Source organism: Bacillus sp. XB1, from assembly GCF_053557995.1.
In genome coordinates, this window is the sequence record NZ_JBNRIL010000002.1 from 272,390 (window position 1) to 292,020 (window position 19,631).

General features: G+C 36.2%; 21 protein-coding genes, 1 pseudogene and 2 other annotated features. Of the genes and pseudogenes, 16 read left to right on the plus strand and 6 right to left on the minus strand.

What is annotated here, in order from left to right; genetic code table 11:
* Positions 1 to 35: 35 nt before the first annotated feature.
* The 7 genes from ytaF to dnaI all read left to right on the plus strand — a co-directional run bounded on the left by ytaF (position 36) and on the right by dnaI (position 6,513).
* Positions 36 to 668 carry a sporulation membrane protein YtaF gene (ytaF, locus tag ACK1U5_RS16690; RefSeq protein WP_000281743.1) on the plus strand — a complete coding sequence of 211 codons (633 nt, stop codon included), beginning with the start codon at positions 36 to 38 and terminating at the stop codon, positions 666 to 668.
* 51 nt (positions 669 to 719) lie between these two features.
* Positions 720 to 1,322 (plus strand): dephospho-CoA kinase, encoded by a 603-nt coding sequence (gene coaE / locus ACK1U5_RS16695; RefSeq protein ID WP_000219315.1) that lies wholly within the window; start codon positions 720 to 722, stop codon positions 1,320 to 1,322.
* A 109-nt stretch (positions 1,323 to 1,431) separates the two neighbouring features.
* Positions 1,432 to 2,460, plus strand: a complete 1,029-nt coding sequence (locus tag ACK1U5_RS16700; protein WP_000198974.1) for a glyceraldehyde-3-phosphate dehydrogenase — start codon at positions 1,432 to 1,434, stop codon at positions 2,458 to 2,460.
* Positions 2,461 to 2,850: 390 nt separating this feature from the next.
* Positions 2,851 to 3,234, plus strand: coding sequence for an adenosylmethionine decarboxylase (speD, locus tag ACK1U5_RS16705; RefSeq protein WP_098413228.1), 384 nt, complete (start codon positions 2,851 to 2,853; stop codon positions 3,232 to 3,234).
* A 283-nt stretch (positions 3,235 to 3,517) separates the two neighbouring features.
* On the plus strand, positions 3,518 to 3,979 hold the full coding sequence (nrdR, locus tag ACK1U5_RS16710; protein WP_001203687.1) for a transcriptional regulator NrdR: 462 nt from the start codon (positions 3,518 to 3,520) through the stop codon (positions 3,977 to 3,979).
* A 152-nt stretch (positions 3,980 to 4,131) separates the two neighbouring features.
* The gene (locus ACK1U5_RS16715) at positions 4,132 to 5,541 is read left to right on the plus strand and encodes a replication initiation and membrane attachment family protein (RefSeq protein WP_000415029.1); all 1,410 of its coding nucleotides are present in this window, start codon (positions 4,132 to 4,134) and stop codon (positions 5,539 to 5,541) included.
* Positions 5,542 to 5,574: 33 nt separating this feature from the next.
* Positions 5,575 to 6,513 carry a primosomal protein DnaI gene (gene dnaI / locus ACK1U5_RS16720; protein WP_000400104.1) on the plus strand — a complete coding sequence of 313 codons (939 nt, stop codon included), beginning with the start codon at positions 5,575 to 5,577 and terminating at the stop codon, positions 6,511 to 6,513.
* Positions 6,514 to 6,547: 34 nt separating this feature from the next.
* On the opposite strand, the gene ACK1U5_RS16725 is transcribed toward dnaI, so the two are convergent.
* Complete coding sequence (locus ACK1U5_RS16725; RefSeq protein WP_098682678.1) at positions 6,548 to 6,745, minus strand: DUF4177 domain-containing protein; 198 nt, start codon at positions 6,743 to 6,745, stop codon at positions 6,548 to 6,550.
* A 234-nt stretch (positions 6,746 to 6,979) separates the two neighbouring features.
* Between ACK1U5_RS16725 and ytxC the strand changes: the two genes are divergently transcribed.
* The 7 genes from ytxC (at position 6,980) to ACK1U5_RS16760 (ending at position 13,709) form a co-directional block, all read left to right on the plus strand.
* Complete coding sequence (gene ytxC / locus ACK1U5_RS16730; RefSeq protein ID WP_000569629.1) at positions 6,980 to 7,861, plus strand: putative sporulation protein YtxC; 882 nt, start codon at positions 6,980 to 6,982, stop codon at positions 7,859 to 7,861.
* 31 nt (positions 7,862 to 7,892) lie between these two features.
* Positions 7,893 to 8,121: a binding site (T-box leader), on the plus strand.
* Between the two features lie 47 nt (positions 8,122 to 8,168).
* The gene (thrS, locus tag ACK1U5_RS16735; RefSeq protein WP_000786083.1) at positions 8,169 to 10,106 is read left to right on the plus strand and encodes a threonine--tRNA ligase; all 1,938 of its coding nucleotides are present in this window, start codon (positions 8,169 to 8,171) and stop codon (positions 10,104 to 10,106) included.
* 210 nt (positions 10,107 to 10,316) lie between these two features.
* Positions 10,317 to 10,437: a sequence feature (ribosomal protein L20 leader region), on the plus strand.
* 63 nt (positions 10,438 to 10,500) lie between these two features.
* Positions 10,501 to 11,004 (plus strand): translation initiation factor IF-3, encoded by a 504-nt coding sequence (gene infC / locus ACK1U5_RS16740; protein ID WP_000973215.1) that lies wholly within the window; start codon positions 10,501 to 10,503, stop codon positions 11,002 to 11,004.
* Positions 11,005 to 11,025: 21 nt separating this feature from the next.
* Positions 11,026 to 11,226, plus strand: a complete 201-nt coding sequence (gene rpmI / locus ACK1U5_RS16745; RefSeq protein ID WP_001125945.1) for a 50S ribosomal protein L35 — start codon at positions 11,026 to 11,028, stop codon at positions 11,224 to 11,226.
* 37 nt (positions 11,227 to 11,263) lie between these two features.
* Positions 11,264 to 11,620, plus strand: a complete 357-nt coding sequence (gene rplT, locus ACK1U5_RS16750; RefSeq protein WP_001138362.1) for a 50S ribosomal protein L20 — start codon at positions 11,264 to 11,266, stop codon at positions 11,618 to 11,620.
* A gap of 441 nt (positions 11,621 to 12,061) precedes the next feature.
* Complete coding sequence (locus ACK1U5_RS16755; protein WP_000365050.1) at positions 12,062 to 12,553, plus strand: dUTP diphosphatase; 492 nt, start codon at positions 12,062 to 12,064, stop codon at positions 12,551 to 12,553.
* Positions 12,554 to 12,623: 70 nt separating this feature from the next.
* A complete protein-coding gene (locus ACK1U5_RS16760) occupies positions 12,624 to 13,709 on the plus strand; it encodes a M42 family metallopeptidase (protein ID WP_000163555.1) in 1,086 nt (361 codons plus the stop codon).
* Positions 13,710 to 13,749: 40 nt separating this feature from the next.
* Here the strand turns inward: ACK1U5_RS16760 and ACK1U5_RS16765 are convergent, their stop codons facing one another.
* Positions 13,750 to 14,367, minus strand: a complete 618-nt coding sequence (locus tag ACK1U5_RS16765; protein ID WP_000023661.1) for a TetR/AcrR family transcriptional regulator — start codon at positions 14,365 to 14,367, stop codon at positions 13,750 to 13,752.
* Between the two features lie 296 nt (positions 14,368 to 14,663).
* Between ACK1U5_RS16765 and ACK1U5_RS16770 the strand changes: the two genes are divergently transcribed.
* Complete coding sequence (locus tag ACK1U5_RS16770; protein ID WP_001071419.1) at positions 14,664 to 15,317, plus strand: HlyD family secretion protein; 654 nt, start codon at positions 14,664 to 14,666, stop codon at positions 15,315 to 15,317.
* Positions 15,318 to 15,329: 12 nt separating this feature from the next.
* Complete coding sequence (locus ACK1U5_RS16775; RefSeq protein ID WP_000095271.1) at positions 15,330 to 17,129, plus strand: DHA2 family efflux MFS transporter permease subunit; 1,800 nt, start codon at positions 15,330 to 15,332, stop codon at positions 17,127 to 17,129.
* 22 nt (positions 17,130 to 17,151) lie between these two features.
* On the opposite strand, the gene ACK1U5_RS16780 is transcribed toward ACK1U5_RS16775, so the two are convergent.
* The 4 genes and pseudogenes from ACK1U5_RS16780 to ACK1U5_RS16795 form a co-directional block, all read right to left on the minus strand.
* Positions 17,152 to 17,508 carry an ammonia permease gene (locus ACK1U5_RS16780; RefSeq protein WP_113710835.1) on the minus strand — a complete coding sequence of 119 codons (357 nt, stop codon included), beginning with the start codon at positions 17,506 to 17,508 and terminating at the stop codon, positions 17,152 to 17,154.
* A gap of 49 nt (positions 17,509 to 17,557) precedes the next feature.
* Positions 17,558 to 17,918 (minus strand): annotated as a pseudogene (locus ACK1U5_RS16785) (DNA-binding protein).
* A gap of 142 nt (positions 17,919 to 18,060) precedes the next feature.
* Entirely contained in the window at positions 18,061 to 18,774 is a 714-nt protein-coding gene (locus tag ACK1U5_RS16790; protein ID WP_001182122.1) for a CPBP family intramembrane glutamic endopeptidase, read from the minus strand.
* Between the two features lie 139 nt (positions 18,775 to 18,913).
* Complete coding sequence (locus tag ACK1U5_RS16795; RefSeq protein ID WP_000554786.1) at positions 18,914 to 19,471, minus strand: HD domain-containing protein; 558 nt, start codon at positions 19,469 to 19,471, stop codon at positions 18,914 to 18,916.
* Positions 19,472 to 19,631: the final 160 nt, after the last annotated feature.

Here is a 19,631-nt window from a genome sequence, read left to right on the forward strand (position 1 = left end):
TACAGCAGAGCTATGTATAAGGGAGGAGCTTACCGATGTACCTTTATTTATCTCTTATTTTATTAGCTTTTACATTAAGCTTGGATAGCTGTAGTGTAGGGCTAACATATGGTTTAAGAAGCGTAAGAATTCCACTAAGATCAATTATAATTATCGGAATGTGTTCAGCGGCTGTTATGCTTGTTTCAATGGGAATTGGACATATGATCGCGAAAGTATTTTCACCTGTTATCGCAACGCGTATCGGTGGGCTTGTTCTTATTGGAATAGGGATTTGGGTATTATATCAATTTTTTCGAAGTGAGAAAAAAGAAGAACCGAAGCAAGAGGAGAAGGTCTGGAAATTAGAGATTGCCTCGCTAGGGCTAGTGATTCAAATTTTACGGAAACCGACTGTAGCAGATTTTGATAAATCAGGCACCATTTCTGCAGGAGAAGCATTGCTTCTTGGTATCGCTCTTTCTGTAGACTCATTTGGTGCCGGAATTGGTGCATCTTTATTAGGGTATGCACCCGCTATGATGGCGATATTAGTTGCAATTATGAGTTCTTTGTTTTTATTTATTGGAATGAAACTTGGAACGGTTTTATCGAATATGAAGTGGTTACAAAAATTTACATTCCTGCCTGGAGTATTACTCATTATTATTGGAATTTGGAAAATGTAAGTATGGGCGTGGAACATTAGTTTCGCGCCTTTTATTATGAGGAGGATTATGATGACAGTAGTAATTGGATTAACAGGAGGCATTGCAAGTGGAAAAAGTACAGTGTCTCAAATGTTTCGTGAACTGAGCATACCAGTTATTGATGCAGATATTATTGCACGAGAAGTTGTAGAGCGAGGAAAACCAGCATATAACAAAATAGTAGAAGTATTTGGAACGGAAGTGTTACAAGAAGATGGAGAACTAGATCGTCCAAAACTAGGAAGTGTCGTTTTCTATAATGAAGAAAAACGATTGCAGTTAAATAAAATTGTTCATCCTGCAGTGCGTGAGGAAATGAATAGGCAAAAGGAAATGTACATAAAAGAAGGTATGCAAGCGGTTGTGTTAGATATTCCTCTCTTATTTGAAAGCAAATTAACAAGTCTCGTTGACCGCATTTTAGTTGTAGCGGTTAAGCCGCATACGCAATTAGAACGTTTAATGAAACGAAATAACTTTTCAGAAGAAGAAGCAACAGCTCGTATTCAATCTCAAATGCCGTTAGAAGAAAAAGTGAAAAATGCAGATGAAGTGATAAATAATGATGGCACAATTATGGGAACGAAAACACAATTGCAGGTAATTTTAAAGAAGTGGAACATTATTGACTAAAAAATTGCGAAATTAATGAAAATGCTTAGTGACATATCCCCTTTTTGTGTTATACTATTATTGGGATTGGAGATAAATAGTATAACGCATTCAAGGGGGATAACATATTATGACTCGTGTGGCAATTAATGGATTTGGACGTATTGGGAGAATGGTATTTCGTCAAGCAATAAAAGAAAGCGCATTCGAAATTGTAGCAATCAATGCAAGCTATCCATCTGAAACGTTAGCACACTTAATTAAATATGATACAGTTCATGGCAAGTTTGACGGAACAGTAGAAGCATTTGAAGATCACTTATTAGTTGATGGAAAAATGATTCGCCTTTTAAACAACCGCGATCCAAAGGAATTGCCTTGGACAGATTTAGGTGTTGAAGTTGTAATTGAAGCAACTGGTAAATTTAATTCAAAAGAAAAAGCAATTCTTCACGTTGAAGCTGGAGCGAAAAAAGTAATTTTAACAGCGCCTGGTAAAAATGAAGATGTAACAATTGTAGTTGGTGTGAACGAAGACCAATTAGATATTACAAAACATACTGTTATTTCAAATGCATCTTGTACAACAAACTGTTTAGCGCCTGTTGTGAAGGTGTTAGATGAGCAGTTTGGAATTGAAAACGGTTTAATGACGACAGTTCACGCTTATACAAATGACCAAAAAAATATTGATAACCCACATAAAGATTTAAGAAGAGCACGTGCTTGCGGACAATCAATCATTCCGACAACGACAGGTGCTGCGAAAGCGCTAGCAAAAGTTCTTCCACATTTAAACGGAAAACTTCATGGTATGGCACTTCGTGTACCAACACCAAACGTGTCTCTTGTTGATTTAGTAGTAGATGTAAAACGCGATGTGACAGTTGAAGCCATTAACGATGCATTCAAAACTGTTGCAAACGGTGCGTTAAAAGGTATTGTAGAATTCAGCGAAGAGCCTTTAGTATCTATCGACTTTAATACAAATACACACTCAGCTATTATTGATGGTTTATCTACAATGGTAATGGGTGATCGTAAAGTGAAAGTACTTGCTTGGTATGATAACGAGTGGGGCTACTCTCGTCGTGTTGTAGACCTTGTAACGTTAGTTGTTGAAGAGTTAGCGAAACAAGAAAATGTGCAACACATTTAAGTGAATAAGGGAGGAGAGGGCAAGGCAACATTTGCCCTCTTTTTTTAATTTTTTCTGAAAAGGAAAAAAATTATATAAGTATATTTAAAAAAGTGGACATACCACGAAGCGTTGTGATTACTGCATTTGTGAATCGTTTATTTTTTTTAGGGAAAAGTAAAGAGGAAAATATGACAGAAAATCGAAAAAACTGTTGTTGCAAAATGAAAATAAACAAAGTATACTAACACTCGTAAACTTAAGAGCTGAGGTACGTAGTCACTACTTAAAGGGTTAGGACCTCTCTGGACTAACTTTCCCCCGTGGTAGTGGAGCAAGCCAAATTGCAAATTAGTTTTCAATTCGAACAGTTAGAATAAATTTACAAGGGGGAACTGTAGAATGGATACTATGGATACGATGGGTCGTCACGTGATTGCTGAACTTTGGGATTGCGATTTCGACAAACTGAATGACATGCCGTATATTGAACAATTATTTGTGGATGCAGCACTAAAAGCTGGTGCTGAAGTGCGTGAGGTTGCTTTCCATAAATTTGCACCACAAGGTGTAAGTGGAGTAGTAATTATCTCGGAATCACATTTAACAATTCATAGCTTTCCGGAGCACGGTTACGCAAGTATTGATGTTTATACTTGTGGGGATCGTATTGATCCAAATGTTGCTGCAGAATATATTGCAGAAGGTTTAAACGCGAAAACGCGTGAGAGCATCGAGCTTCCTCGAGGAACTGGTAGCTTCGAAATTAAGCAGAGAGAAACAAAAGCTCTTTAAAAAAGAACATAATTGATTTAAAATGTAAAGAGGTGTATAATGCACCTCTTTTTTAGTTTATAAAAAAGGAAAAATATAACGTACTCGTTAGTTGAATAAATTGGATTCTTGCAAATGAGGTAGTGCTCTATATACCATCTTATTTTTAAGGATGAGATGATAAAGTGATGCGCTGAAACTTAAAGTGGTAAGAGAGTTAGAATGAGTTATATAATATTGTATATATATTTTAGGTGAAGTGAGTAGAGAAAAATAAAGAGTATAGTGTAAAGGAGTGAATGTATTGCGTTGTCCATCCTGTTCTCATAATGGTACAAGAGTGTTAGATTCGCGTCCGGTAGACGAGGGGCGCTCTATTCGAAGAAGGAGAGAGTGTGAAAGCTGCTTAAGTCGCTTTACGACCTTTGAAAGGGTAGAAGAGTCACCTCTTATCGTTGTAAAAAAAGAAGGCACACGAGAAGAGTTTAATAAAGAAAAGATTTTACGTGGTTTAATTAAAGCGTGTGAAAAAAGACCAGTATCTTTAAGACAATTAGAAGAAGTAACACAAAGCGTGGAACGTGAACTGCGTAATTTAGGTATATCAGAAGTGAAAAGTGATATGATTGGTGAAATTGTCATGGAAGAACTTCGCGATATTGATGATGTTGCTTACGTACGTTTTGCTTCTGTATATCGTCAATTTAAAGATTTAAATGTATTTATTGAAGAATTAAAAGATATACTGCAAAAAGAAAGAGAGTAGAAGTTGTATTTTATTCTCTTTACATACCGTAAGTAATAGGATAAGAGAGCTAGAAGCGCAAGCTAATAGCTCTTTTTCACTAAGAATTTATATAATGAAGATAGAACGAATGAAGTAGAGGATAGATTGGATGAGAGAAAGGAAAAGCAAGAATGGAAAAACAGTCATGGATGGAGCTATTGCCGATTGATCGTTATAAAGTAAGTGCGAAAGGGCTACTGCACAATTACGACCGAAAAGTGTTAACGATGTTGTATCAGCCGTTAATAGGTAGTAGAGCTTTTAGCTTATACATGACACTATGGGGAGAGCTAGAGCAAGATCGTGTATTTGGAAAAGAGAATACGCATCATTCCCTTATGGTGACTATGCAAATGCAACTTCCTGAAATATATGAGGAACGAGTAAAGTTAGAGGCAATTGGGCTATTGAAGGTATATATTAAGAAAGAAAAAGATATTCGAATGTTCATATATGAGTTGCAACCACCTTTATCTCCGAAGCAGTTTTTTGATGATATTGTTTTAAGTATCTTTTTATACAATCGATTGAGCCGGACAAAATATAATCAAGTAAAGCAATATTTCTTAGAAGAAGAATTTGATTTTGCTTCTTATGAAAATGTTACGCGTTCTTTCAATGATGTGTTTGGTTCGTTTAATCCAGGACAGCTTGAGCATGCGCAAGAAGACCTTCGTATTCCAAAAACGACAACTATGCCAAGTAACGAGAAGGGAGACGCTCCGAAAGTTTGGAATGATTTCTTTGATTTCTCTTTATTTGTAGATGGATTGTCCGCTCTTGTTCCTAAAAAGGCGATTACAGATCAAGTGAGAGACTGCGTTATAACACTTGCTTACGTGTATGGTGTAGATGTGTTATCGATGCAAAATATCGTTCTTGGTGCAGTGACAGAGATGCAAACAATTGATACGGAAAGGCTTAGAAAAGGAGCGCGCGATTGGTATCAATTTGAAAATGGTCAAGCATTACCGGTATTAAGTGAAAGAGTACAGCCTCATGCTGCACGTACGATGAAAGAGAAAGAGCCTTCATCGCAAGAGGAGATGTTAATAAAGCAGCTAGAGGAAATCTCGCCAAAACAACTATTGAAAGAGATTTCTGGTGGTGCAGAGGCAACGAAAGCGGACTTGCAGATCGTTGAAGATGTCATGATTAATCAAAAATTGACACCAGGAGTTGTGAATGTACTTATTTATTACGTTATGCTACGCTCAGATATGAAACTTGCGAAAACGTATGTCGAGAAGATTGCTGGGCATTGGGCACGTAAAAAGGTCGGTACAGTAGCGGACGCGATGGCGTTAGCGAAAGAAGAGAACCGTCAATATCAAGAGTGGGCTGAGACGAAGAAAAAAGGCCGTACGGCGAAGAAAACGGTGCGGAAAGAAATGGTGCCAGATTGGCTTAAGGAAGAAGAGCCGAAAGAACAAGAGAAAGAAACAGAGAAGAAAGATACAAGTGTAGAAAAAGATGCAAGTACGCTAGAAGATGAAAGAAAACGACTAGAAGAAGTGTTAAAAAAATATAAGCGTGATTAATAGAAGAGAATGAACGCTCTTTGAGGTGAGAAAATGGAGCATATTCAAAATTCATTTGCAAAATTAATGGAAAATGAAAACTTTAAAAATAGATATGAAGTACTAAAGGCAGAAGTAATGGCGCATCCGCGTGTGAAAGAATTTATAGACGAACATAAGGGTGAAGTAACGACTTCTATGATTGAGCGCAGTCTTGTGAAGTTATATGAATATATTGGACAAAGTGTAGGTTGCGTGGATTGTCCGGATTTAGGTTCATGTAAAAATATGCTACAAGGTTATGAGCCAAAGCTTGTTATTCAAGGGAAGATGATTGATATTCAATACGATCGCTGCGTTAGAAAAGTAGCGCATGACGAGAGAAAGAAATATGAAAAACTCGTTCAAAGTGTATATATGCCAACGGATATTTTGCAGGCAACTATGGAAAACTTAGACCCTTCTGATTTAAATGCACGTATCGATGCAATTGGTGCAGCGAATGAATTTTTAAGTACATATGAACCAGGTAAAAAAGCACAAGGTTTATATTTGTACGGTAAATTTGGTGTAGGAAAAACGTACCTTTTAGGAGCAATAGCGAACGAGCTTGCTCGAAAGAAAATAAGTTCGATGCTCGTATACTTCCCGGAATTTTTACGTGAAATTAAAAGTTCAATTCAAGATAATTCGATTGGTGAAAAGATTGATGCGGTTAAACGCGTACAAGTTTTAATGTTAGACGATATCGGGGCAGAAGCGATGTCAAGCTTTGTGCGTGACGATGTGCTTGGTGCAATCTTGCAATTCCGTATGTTAGAAAACTTACCGACGTTCTTTACGTCTAATTTTGATTTTAAACAACTGGAACACCATTTAACGTATACGCAGCGTGGTGAGGCTGAAGAAATGAAAGCAGCACGTATTATGGAAAGAATTAAATATTTAGCGAAACCAATTCCAATTGGTGGGAAAAACCGTCGTCATAAGTAAAAGAGTAAGCTTCTCAGCTTGCTCTTTTTTTGTATTATAGTGATATTTTCTTTTCGAATATGAGATCGAAATATTCAGGTTGTCCAGAACTGCCAAACGTAGGGGCAACAATCTGTACGAACCTCCAGCCATCTCTAGCATGTTCTTGAATAATTTCTTGGTAGTCTTCAGCTGGTTTTGAGCGAGTGAACCCCCAATGTAATTCGACTTTTATGAATTTATATTCAAACATTCAGATACCCCCTTTTATTGATAAGTAAAGTATACAATAAAAATTCATAGTAGCTTGTATCATTTTTTTCTCCCTCCCTTAATATATATAAAATTAGCAAGCCATATTGAGTGGATTTTCTAACGATAGGAAATGTGATTCTACTAAGAGTGAAATTCACGCGGGACGGACTCTTATAGGATTTGTAACGTATAGATACAGTCCTTTAGAGCGGGGATAAAAGGGGGGACAAAAGTGATTGAAATTTGCTTCGAAGAAAAAAATGATGCTATGCACGTATATAGACAATTGCTGAAAAGAGCGGAAGTGTTATATAAGGAAACGAGTGTGTATTTACAGGAACAAAAAGTGGTGATTCACATACCAGTACGTGAATCGAATTATATTGAAAAAATCTTATTGCCAGTAATGGTGTATTTCATTGTGAATGTGAAACAAAATGAGTGGATTTATACGATTTTAAAAGAAAAGTTTTTTTATGAAGAACAAGAAGAGTGTCATCAAATATTGCACATGGCACATGAGATTTTAAAGGGAAGAAGAAAAGGTGTAGCTCAGGATTTAACGCGTAACGCATTTGAGTCATATATTAAGTCTTCTTTAAATAATTGGCTTTGTGATCCGCTCTCATTCTCGTTTTCATCATATATCCGTTTTCGTCTTCGTACATATAGGGAAATGGTGGCTAAACTTGCGGAAGTGGCAATTGATGAATATAAGATGGAGCAAGAATACCAAATGTTCATTGAGACGCTTCGGCAACAAGTAAGTAGCCGTAAATCACGTTTGTCTTGCGTGCATCTTATTTTTGATGAAAGCTTTATCTTTTATGATGATAAAGGTAGACGTTTAAAACAGGAGAAGTTGGTCCAATATATAGATGAGGAATTATTAAAGCAAAATGATGTATATATTGATACGAAAGTAATTGCGCCGCTTCTTTCTATTTCGCCTAAAAAGATTTATTTATATACGAAAGAACAAGACCATAATATGATTATTACTTTGCGAAATGTGTTCCAAGAACGGGTCCAATTACATGGATTACATGATTTTGAGCGCAATGTGAAAAATTTAAAAAATAAAGGTAACGCCCTTGATTTTCTAAGTTTTTGAGCATATAATTACCTACATAAATGAAATATATTGAAATGTCATGATGAGGACATGAGTAGTTTTCTACGATTTTCAGAGAGGGAAGCCTTAGGGTGTGAGCTTCCTAGTACGGGATTATTACTTACCACCTCTAAACTTTAGCAGTGAACGGTTTTTCTAGTAATTGCTAACGGACAACACCGTTATGTTGAACTTGAGCAATTAACAATTATGTTAATTGGAACAAGGGTGGAACCACGAATTCAACACTCGTCCCTTTTTACGGGATGAGTGTTTTTTATTTTGAGAAAAAGAGGAGTGACCAGTGATGGCAGATGTAGTTAAAATTACTTTCCCTGATGGAGCTGTGAAGGAGTTTCCAAAAGGCGTAACAACTGAAGAAATCGCAGCTTCTATTAGCCCAGGCTTAAAGAAAAAAGCTGTAGCTGGAAAATTAAACGATGAGATGATCGATCTTGTTACACCAATCGAAGAAGATGGTGCAGTTTCTATCATTACATTAGATTCTGAAGATGGCCTATATATTTTACGCCATTCAACAGCCCACCTTTTAGCACAAGCGTTAAAACGTTTATATAAAGATGTTAAGGTTGAGCTTGGCATTGGTCCAGTAATTGAAAATGGCTTCTACTACGATATTGATATGGAAGAAGCAATTACAGTTGAAGACTTCAAGAAAATCGAAAAAGAAATGCAAAAAATCGTGAACGAGAACTTAGAAATCGTTCGTCATGAAGTACCACGTGCAGAAGCAATTCGTCGCTTTGAAGAAATCGGCGATGAGTTAAAATTAGATTTAATTAACGATCTTCCAGAAGATGCAGTTATTTCAATCTATGAGCAAGGCGAATTTTTCGACCTTTGTCGTGGTGTTCACCTTCCATCTACAGGGAAAATTAAAGTGTTTAAATTATTAAGCGTTGCAGGTGCTTACTGGCGCGGCGATAGCAATAATAAAATGCTACAACGTATTTACGGTACTGCATTCGTTAAGAAAGCAGAATTAGATGAGCACTTACGTATGCTTGAAGAAGCGAAAGAGCGCGATCACCGTAAATTAGGTAAAGAATTAAAACTATTTACTAATAGCCAAAAAGTAGGACAAGGTTTACCACTTTGGTTACCAAAAGGTGCAACAATCCGCCGCATTATCGAGCGTTACATCGTTGATAAAGAAGCAAGCTTAGGCTATGATCACGTATATACTCCAGTACTAGGGAGCAGAGAGCTTTATGAAACTTCTGGTCACTGGAACCACTACCGTGATGGCATGTTCCCATCAATGGAAATGGATAACGAAGAATTAGTTCTTCGTCCAATGAACTGTCCTCATCATATGATGGTTTATAAAAATGATATTCACAGCTACCGTGAATTACCAATCCGTATTGCAGAACTTGGAACAATGCACCGTTATGAAATGTCAGGTGCGTTATCTGGATTACAACGTGTACGTGGAATGACTTTAAACGATGCGCACATTTTCGTTCGTCCAGATCAAATTAAAGAAGAGTTAAAACGTGTTGTAAACTTAACTCTAGAAGTGTACAAAGATTTCGGTTTAGAGAACTACTCATTCCGTCTATCTTACCGCGACCCAGCAGATACTAAAAAGTATTATGCGGATGATGAGATGTGGGAAAAAGCACAAGGTATGTTAAAAGAAGCTATGGATGAAATGGGTCTTGATTACTATGAAGCTGAAGGTGAAGCGGCATTCTACGGTCCAAAACTTGATGTTCAAGTTCGTACTGCTCTTGGAAAAGACGAAACACTTTCAACTGTACAATTAGACTTCTTACTTCCAGAACGCTTTGAATTATCATACGTTGGTGAAGACGGTAAACAACATCGTCCAGTTGTAATTCACCGTGGTGTTGTATCAACTATGGAACGTTTTGTTGCCTTCTTAATTGAAGAATACAAAGGTGCATTCCCAACATGGTTAGCTCCAGTTCAAGTACAAGTAATTCCAGTTTCTCCGCAAGTACATTTAGACTATGCGAAGAAAGTACAAGACGAATTGCGTCGTGCTGGTATCCGTGTTGAATTAGACACTCGTGAAGAGAAGATCGGTTACAAAATCCGTGAAGCACAAATGCAAAAAATTCCGTACATGCTTGTAGTAGGTGACAATGAAGTAACTGAAAACGGCGTAAACGTACGTAAATATGGTGAACAAAAATCAGAAACAATCGCATTAGATGCTTTTGTTGACATGATTAAAGTAGAAGGAAAACGATAAGAAAAAGCCGCGGTATACCGCGGCTTTTTTATGTAATATACTCGAGAGAAATTAGAAAAAATAACCATGTAACACTTATCATAAAAAAGTATTGCAAGTATGTTAGTTGTTTGTTACAATATTTCTTGTTGTTAGTAAAACACATCGCGTCTTCTTGACAGACGTCATGTCCTATGATAAACTCATCAAGGATAATAGAATATTGTTTTGTGGAACAAGTAGAAGCACCCGCTTCTCACCTGATGGACGCATTCGCAGTTAACAGGTAAATGTATTTCTTACTTAAGATTTTACAAGTGTGGGTGTCGTATGCCCGCACTTTTTTTGTTCGGGTTCTATGACTACAAAATATGTTCTGAGAAAACCTTGGAGGTGGCTTACTATTAGCAAGGATATGATGATTAACGAGCAAATTCGTGCACGTGAAGTACGTTTAGTTGGCGCAAATGGCGATCAACTTGGAATCAAGTCTCGTAATGACGCTTTAGACTTAGCTGCAAATCTTAATCTTGATTTAGTATTAGTTGCTCCAAATGCGAAACCGCCAGTATGCCGCATTATGGACTACGGTAAATTCCGCTTTGAGCAACAGAAGAAAGAAAAAGAGCAGCGCAAAAATCAAAAAGTAATTAGCATGAAAGAAGTTCGTTTAAGTCCAACAATTGATGAACACGACTTTAACACAAAACTTCGTAATGCTATCAAGTTTTTAGAGAAAGGCGACAAGGTTAAAGCGTCAATTCGCTTTAAAGGACGTGCCATTACTCATAAAGAAATCGGTCAACGTGTTTTAGATCGCTTCTCAGAAGCTTGTGCTGAAGTTAGTACAGTTGAATCTAAGCCTAAAATGGAAGGACGCAGTATGTTCTTAGTTTTAGCACCGAAAAACGATAAGTAATAGATAGAGGAGGAAATACCTATGCCTAAACAAAAAACTCATCGCGGCGCTGCAAAGCGTTTCAAAAAGACTGGATCAGGTAAACTGAAACGTTCTCACGCTTACACAAGCCATTTATTCGCTAACAAATCTACAAAAGCTAAACGTAAACTACGTAAAGCTGGTGTAGTAAGCGCTGGTGACTTCAAACGCATTCGTCAAATGCTTGACAACTTAAAATAAGTTCGGCTGATATATAGAACAATTAGGAGGTAATATTATGCCAAGAGTAAAAGGTGGTACAGTTACTCGTCAACGTCGTAAAAAAGTAATTAAATTAGCAAAAGGTTACTACGGTTCAAAAAATACATTATTCAAGGTTGCTAACCAACAGGTTATGAAATCTCTAATGTATGCATTCCGTGACCGCCGTCAAAAGAAACGTGACTTCCGTAAATTATGGATTACACGTATCAACGCAGCAGCTCGTATGAATGGTCTTTCTTACAGCCGCTTAATGCACGGTCTTAAAAATGCTGGCATCGAAGTTAACCGCAAGATGCTTGCTGACTTAGCTGTTCATGACGAAAAAGCTTTCGCTGAATTAGCAACAGTTGCAAAAAACAACATTAACTAATTAATTAGTTGAAACCTTAGAAGAATTTTCTTCTAAGGTTTTTTATTTGTATTCAAATAGAAGTTAGAAGTGAAAGAAATTCTAAAGATTAACGACTATGTTGTTATCAATATGACAAAATCAATATAAAAGTTATAGCAGTATAGAAGAATATACATATGAAGTCAGGAGAATACTCCTGGCTTTTTTTAATTCTGCTCTTTTGGAAAGAAGAGTATCTTTCCTAGCCGAAACGACACTGCTATAATGGAAAGATGATATGGAACTTTCATCAGATGAACAATTTAAGAGCGATGACTGAAACGTATTTGTAAATTAAGGACAAGCTATTTTATAAAGAGGTAGATAGCTGACTTATTCATAAGAACTGAAACATAATAATGAACTTTGAGATGAAACAACATTGTTGCGTAAAATGCGATGTTGGAGGAGGACAATAGAATGGACTTACTACAACTATTTAAATTACAAAAAGAATTAGATGACCGTATTGCAAAAGAACATGACTTACAACCGAAAAAATTGTTAAAAGAAAAAATGTTAGCTCTTCTTGTAGAAATTGGAGAACTTGCAAATGAAACACGTTGTTTTAAATATTGGAGCAACAAACCAGCTTCGGAGCGTGAAGTGATATTAGAAGAGTACGTAGATGGTTTGCATTTTATTTTATCAATCGGAATTGATTTAGGTATTGATAAAAACTTCCTATTCTATAAATGTGCACAAACGAATAAAACACAAGTGGAAATTTTCTTAGACACATATGCGAAAGTAATTCGTTTTACAGATCAACCATCTATTACAAACTATATTGAATTATTTACGAGCTATCTTCGACTTGGACAAGCACTTGAATTTGAGCAAGAAGAGATTGAAAAAGCATATTTAGATAAAAATGAAGTAAATCATCAGCGTCAAACACAAGGATACTAATTTAATTTTTGAATATTTCAATTTAATTATTGTATAATGAATTGACTGAAGAAAAAGGAGGGTGTTGGCAATGACAAAATTAGACGCGACATTGACAATGCTAAAAGAATTAACGGATGCACGTGGTATTGCTGGTAACGAACGTGAACCACGTGAAGTAATGAAGAAATATATCGAGCCGTTTGCGGACGAACTTTCTACTGATAACTTAGGGAGTTTAGTTGCAAAAAAAGTAGGGGAAGAAAACGGCCCGAAAATTATGGTTGCAGGTCATTTGGATGAAGTTGGATTTATGATTACACAAATCGATGACAAAGGTTTCCTTCGCTTCCAAACGGTTGGTGGCTGGTGGTCACAAGTTATGCTTGCGCAACGCGTGACGATTGTAACGCGTAAAGGAGATGTAACAGGTGTAATTGGTTCAAAACCACCGCACATTTTACCTCCAGAAGCTCGTAAAAAGCCAGTTGAAATTAAAGACATGTTCATCGATATCGGTGCTTCTAGCCAAGAAGAAGCAATGGAGTGGGGCGTACGACCAGGAGATCAAGTTGTACCTTACTTTGAATTCCAAGTGATGAAGAATGAAAAAATGTTACTTGCAAAAGCATGGGATAACCGAATCGGTTGTGCAATTGCAATTGACGTATTAAAACAATTAAAAGATGAAAAGCATCCAAACGTTGTATACGGCGTTGGAACTGTACAAGAAGAAGTTGGTCTTCGTGGCGCAAAAACATCTGCGAATTATATTAAACCAGATATCGCGTTCGCAGTAGATGTTGGTATCGCTGGAGATACACCGGGTGTAACGTCAAAAGAAGCGCAAAGTAAAATGGGCGATGGACCACAAATCATTTTATATGATGCTTCTGTTATTGGACATACAGGTTTACGTGATTTCGTAGTTGATGTTGCTGATGAATTACAAATCCCGTATCAATATGATTCAGTAGCGGGCGGAGGAACGGATGCGGGTGCGATTCACATTGCTGTAAATGGTATTCCTTCTATGGCAATTACAATTGCAACGCGCTATATCCATTCTCATGCGGCAATGTTACACCGTGATGATTATGAAAATGCAGTAAAGTTAATTGTAGAAGTTATTAAACGTCTTGATAAAGAGGCTGTACATAACATTACATTTAATTAATAGAAAAAGCGAAGGAGATTCTCCTTCGCTTTTTTATGTTTTAAAAAGGCCGTTCTAATCCTGCTGCAGTATGAGCGCCTAAAATAATTAAACGAGTTAATTGCATCGCCATAAAATGCGGAGTATATATCATTCCTCTTTTTAACCATGACATAATCATTCCGATGTGAGCCCCTGTCACATAACTAATCAAAATATCACGAGGAACCATAAGATCTTCATCATCTGGTTGTGAAATAGACAAGCTTAATGTTAAATGCACTTGTATTGTTTTCATCATTTTATAAGAGTAGTTTCCGGCAGCTTTATCCCCAAGCATAACGTTATAAAAGTTTACATTTTCTGCGATATGTTCGAATAAAGCCAAAAATGTAGGGTGAGGTGAATCAAATGTAAGTTGAAAATCTTCTTTATTTCTATTTTTCGGTTTAATTACTTCTGCTAGCTTCTCTAACATTTCTTCAATACTTTTGTCTAATAGGTCATATTTATCATGGTAATGGCTATAAAATGTAGCGCGATTTACAGGAGCGCGTTCTGCGATATGTTGCACAGTTACATTTTCAAAGCCTTTTTCGCCTACTAAAGCGACAAAAGCATCCTGAATGAGTTGTCTCGTTCGCTTTACACGTGGATCATTTGTATTTTTAATAGACATTTTTCTTCTCCTCGTTTAATTTTCTATACTTAAACAACATATTGGTATTATATTGTTGTTTAAGCAACATTTCATACGTAAATTGTCGGTTGTAGATTCAAAATAATTATTTATAATTATAAACGATAGTCCTTCAGAAATCAGCACCGCTCGCAGGTAGATAAATTTCGATTTACGCTGCAGATGGTGTGATTTTTTTGTTAAAAGGTTAATATAATTAACAATTAAACAATCTAAACAATAAGGACATAAATAGTTTAGAAAAAAATTATATGCGATATAAGGAGAGGAATGCAATGAATCAGTTTCGAAGAATGGTAATTATCAACATTATCACATTAATTGTACTAGTTGGCGGCGGTATTGGCGGTTATTACTATTACAACCAAACGGAAAATTACTTAAAAACAGACAATGCAAAGATTGATGGGAAGGTAATTCCGGTTGCTTCACCAGTAGCAGGTAAACTAACTGACTGGAAAGCTGAAGTAGGAAAAAATTATAATGAGAACGATAAACTAGGTACTGTTACTGTAGCGGCAGCTAATGGAGAACAAACAGTAGATGTAACAATTCCACAAAATGCAACGGTTGTACAATCAAACGCAACAACAAATGCTTTCGTTGGAGCTGGTAGCCCGATTGCTTACGCATTCGATATGAACAATTTATGGGTAACAGCAAACATTGAAGAAACAGATGTTGATGATGTTCAAAAAGGTCAAGATGTAGATGTGTATGTAGATGCATACCCAGATACAACGTTAACAGGAAAAGTAGAACAAGTTGGCTTAACAACAGCGAATACATTCTCTATGTTGCCATCAAGCAACGCAACAGCGAACTATACGAAAGTAACACAAGTAGTACCAGTTAAAATTTCTTTAGATCATAGCAAATCAGTAAATATTGTTCCTGGCATGAATGTGACAGTTCGTATTCATAAGTAAGGGGGAGATGAGATGTCCTCAATTGTAATTGCAGGATATGCACTATTTTGTATAATCGTCTTCTTCCTTGTAAATCGTCTTTTACGAAAGAAAAAAACGAAAATGGGAGAAGAACAAGTCCCAGCCGTAAGTAAAATAGAAATAAGTAAAGTTGAAACAGAAGAGAAAGAAATTGAACGAAAGCAAGAATCGGAAATTTCTAATGTAGTTGAGTTAGAAACAGGAAAGCAAGAAGAAGTAAAACAAGAAAAAGAAGTGCCGAAAAAACAAATGTCTACGCCTGTAGAGAATGTGAACGTAAAAGCAGTTGTAGCTGTATTAATTCTCGGCATGTTCGTTTCTATTTTAAACCAAACAATTATTAACGTTGCATTACCTCCGTTAATGAATGAATTTAACGTATCAACTTCAACAGCACAATGGTTAATTACAGGCTTCATGCTTGTAAATGGTATTTTAGTACCGATTAGTGCATTTTTAGTTTCACGATTTACGTATCGTAAATTATTCGTAGCAGCAATGTTATTCTTCACGGTAGGATCTATCATTTGTGCTACTTCCGGAAACTTTACGATGATGATGACGGGCCGTGTTATTCAAGCGGTTGGTGCGGGTATTTTAATGCCGGTTGGTATGAATATCTTCATGACATTATTCCCGCCTCATAAGCGCGGAGCAGCGATGGGGTTACTAGGTGTAGCGATGATTTTAGCTCCAGCTATCGGACCAACTGTAACAGGTTGGGTAATTGAAAATTACAGCTGGAACTTAATGTTCTATGCGATGTTTATTATCGGTTTAATTATTACGTTCCTATCTTTAAAATTCTTTACACTAGCTCAGCCAGTGTCTAAAACGAAATTAGATATATTCGGTGTGGTTAGTTCAAGTATTGGACTAGGAAGCTTATTGTACGGATTTAGTGAAGCTGGAAATAATAGTTGGACTAGTGCAGAAGTTGTTATTTCACTTATCATTGGTGTAATTGGTTTAGCGTTATTTATTTGGAGAGAGTTAACAACGGACAATAAAATGCTTGATTTACAAGTATTTAAATATCCAGTATTTACTTTCACTTTAGTAATTAACGCAATCGTTACGATGGCATTATTCGGAGGTATGTTATTGCTTCCAGTATATCTGCAAAACATTCGTGGCTTTACGCCAATTGAATCTGGTTTACTACTTCTTCCAGGATCATTAATTATGGGGATCATGGGACCAGTAGCGGGTAAATTATTCGATAAATATGGCATTCGTCCATTAGCGATAATTGGATTGGCAATTACGACGTATGCGACATATGAATTTACAAAATTATCGATGGATACACCGTATAGCGTTATTATGACGGATTATATTATACGTTCAATTGGTATGTCATTCATTATGATGCCAATTATGACGGCTGGTATGAACGCGCTGCCGATGAAATTAATTTCTCACGGTACAGCAACGCAAAATACGTCAAGACAAGTAGCGGGTTCAATCGGAACAGCGATTTTAATTACACTTATGACGCAACAAACGACTGCTCACGTAGCAGATTACGGCAACATGTTAACAACATCAAACCCAATTTTAGTTGATAAAATACACGGCATGGGGCAAAGTTTAGCGGCCTTAGCTGGATCAGCTCAAGCAGGAGACGCGATGAGCACACAACTATTATATGGACAAATTTCAAAGCTATCTGCAATTAATGGTATTAACGATGCCTTCTTAATTGCAACGATACTCGCAGGGATTGCTTGGGTGTTATCGTTCTTCTTACCATCAGGCAATAAACCAAATAGAAAAGCAGGGAATTAAATTCCCTGCTTTTTTGTGTTCTTTATGCAGTTAAATATAAAAGCTGGTAACCAGCTACGGAGCACAGCCCTGTTATAAACAAAATTGTTCCCATAGCACGAATACTTGATATTTGTCTGCCGCTTATAATAGCTAATAGTCCAGCTAAAGAGAAGAGACCCCAATATAAAGTTCCTGAAATTGGAATCATCCCCTCTAAGTCTATTCCATAACCTATACAAATGATAGGAAAAACGATAAGAGATATGCTAATGAAACCAGCTATAATAGTAAATGATTTACGACATTTCATACCAGCAATAATTAAAAAAATGCCGACGATGAATTCGCATACCATTAAAGTAAGAGCTAAAATCATCCAAATTAATATTCCGAACATTTCTGTATTACCTCCGATTTGTGGGTTTCGAAAAAAGTTATATATAGAATCAATCACTTACAGACATGAGTACCCAGAAGATAACCCCTAATATTCCAATGGTAAAAATAATGAATCCCATATTACGTATACTTTTAATTTTTGCTTGGAATCCACTTATCCCTGCTAATAATCCAGTTAAAGAAAATAGGGTCCAGTAAAGAGCAGTTGGAATGGGGAAGATTGTATCCATATTAATTCCTATACTTAAAAAAACAAAAGGTAGTGTGACAAAGGATAGGCTAAGTAGCCCCATTAAACCAACGAGTAATTTCCGATATTTAATTCCTGTTACTATTAAAAAAAATACCACCAGCAATCCCGCATAGTAAGAGAAGTGGCGTGAAAAGCATCCAAATAACACTGGACATATGTAAACTCCTTTATATGAATTAAGTTATATTTTACTACATGAGGTTTATTTTGGATATTATTAATAAATATGTATAAATTGATAGAGATGAGAAGTGATCATACGAATTAATAAAAGAGGTATCGTGAGGATACCTCTTTCTAATTCAAGAATGCCAACAAATTATTCATAATATGAAATAACATAGCTGGAATAATGGATTTTGTTTTTTTACATAAAATAGCCATTAATAATCCCATGAAGAAAGTAATGACCATTACGCCAAGTGAGTATGTATGAGCGATACCGAAGAAGAAGCTTGTTATAATCGCTGCAATCCAAAATGGAAAGCGTTCTGAGAAAAAGCGAAGTATAAAGCCACGGAAAATAAGCTCTTCAAAAATTGGTGTGAGTATTGCAAAGCCGAGAAGTAATAATATTTGATACTGCTTAAAGACATCTAAGTTTAGTGCGGAAGATTGCTGCTTTGTTGCGTCTTGGAACACATAATTTAACAAGATGTAATTGAGTAAAATGTTTATAGCGAAGAAAAGAAGTAAGTATACGTATGTACGCCATTCTCTCAGTGCTTTAAAGTTAAATGATTGTAGTAGTAATTTTTTTGCGGGTTCGAATTTAAAAATGAAGAATAACAACACGGCTAGCTGTAATACAATACTTGCAGTATTTACGATAGATTCATACAGGGCAATTTGTTTTTTATCTGTAAGACCGGCTGTATAAATTGTTAAGGGCATTGCGAGGAACACAGTAATAAGTCCGGTTCCGAAAAAAGCGAATACAACGGAGCTAATAAATTGTCCCCATGACATAGAGTATTTCTGTTCATTAGAAAGTTGTGTAGCGGGTTGCATATGTAGAATCACCTCTTTATATTTGTATATTTAATTATAAGGCATTTTGTTTTCAGGCGTAATATTTAAATATTACATATAAAGGTGTATTTTCCATAAAATAATAAAAGAGGTATCACCCTGTAGTGATGCCTCTTTCTTATTGATAACTATGTTCTGTCTTGTTATTCAATTTTGCTTGCTCTATTTGCAATTCACGCTCTACCAATCGATCTAATTGCTGAATTGCTTTAAGTGCTTTTTCATAAGAAATTGTTCGATAATGATGCGCTCCGCCCGGTTCTTCATCTGCTTCGTCTGCCCATTTAATAATATTTTGAAGAGATGTTCTTTCAATTTCTTGTTCCACTAAGAAAGAATCTGTATGAAGAAGAATTGCAATAGAAATTTCTTTTGCTAGTTTTGGATGTTCTCCTAATCTAATAAGTAATTTATGTGCTCTTTCAGCACCTTTAATTGCGTGTATATCATTCTTTTTATATAAGTCATAATCCCATTCACCGCCTGTGTACCACGTATGATGTCCGATATCATGAAGGAAGCCAGCTTTTGTGGCAGCATCGACTGAGGCGTGATGCTTTTTGGCTAGGTGAAACGCATGGTAAGCGACAGCGATCGCGTGGACCATTCCAGAACGGTTTACGTATTTTTGTGTAATGTGGTGTTTAAAAATTTGTTCAAGCGTAATACGGTGCATAAAACATTCACTCCTTTTATCTTATGGTGTATATGAAGAAAAATCGATCGGTTTAAATGTATTTTGAACATTGTACTCCATCATAGTTCGTTAGTAAAGTAGAAATGTTTAGGAGAAGAAAAAAATTTCTGCAAAAAAATCACCTTAGCTTATGCAAAGG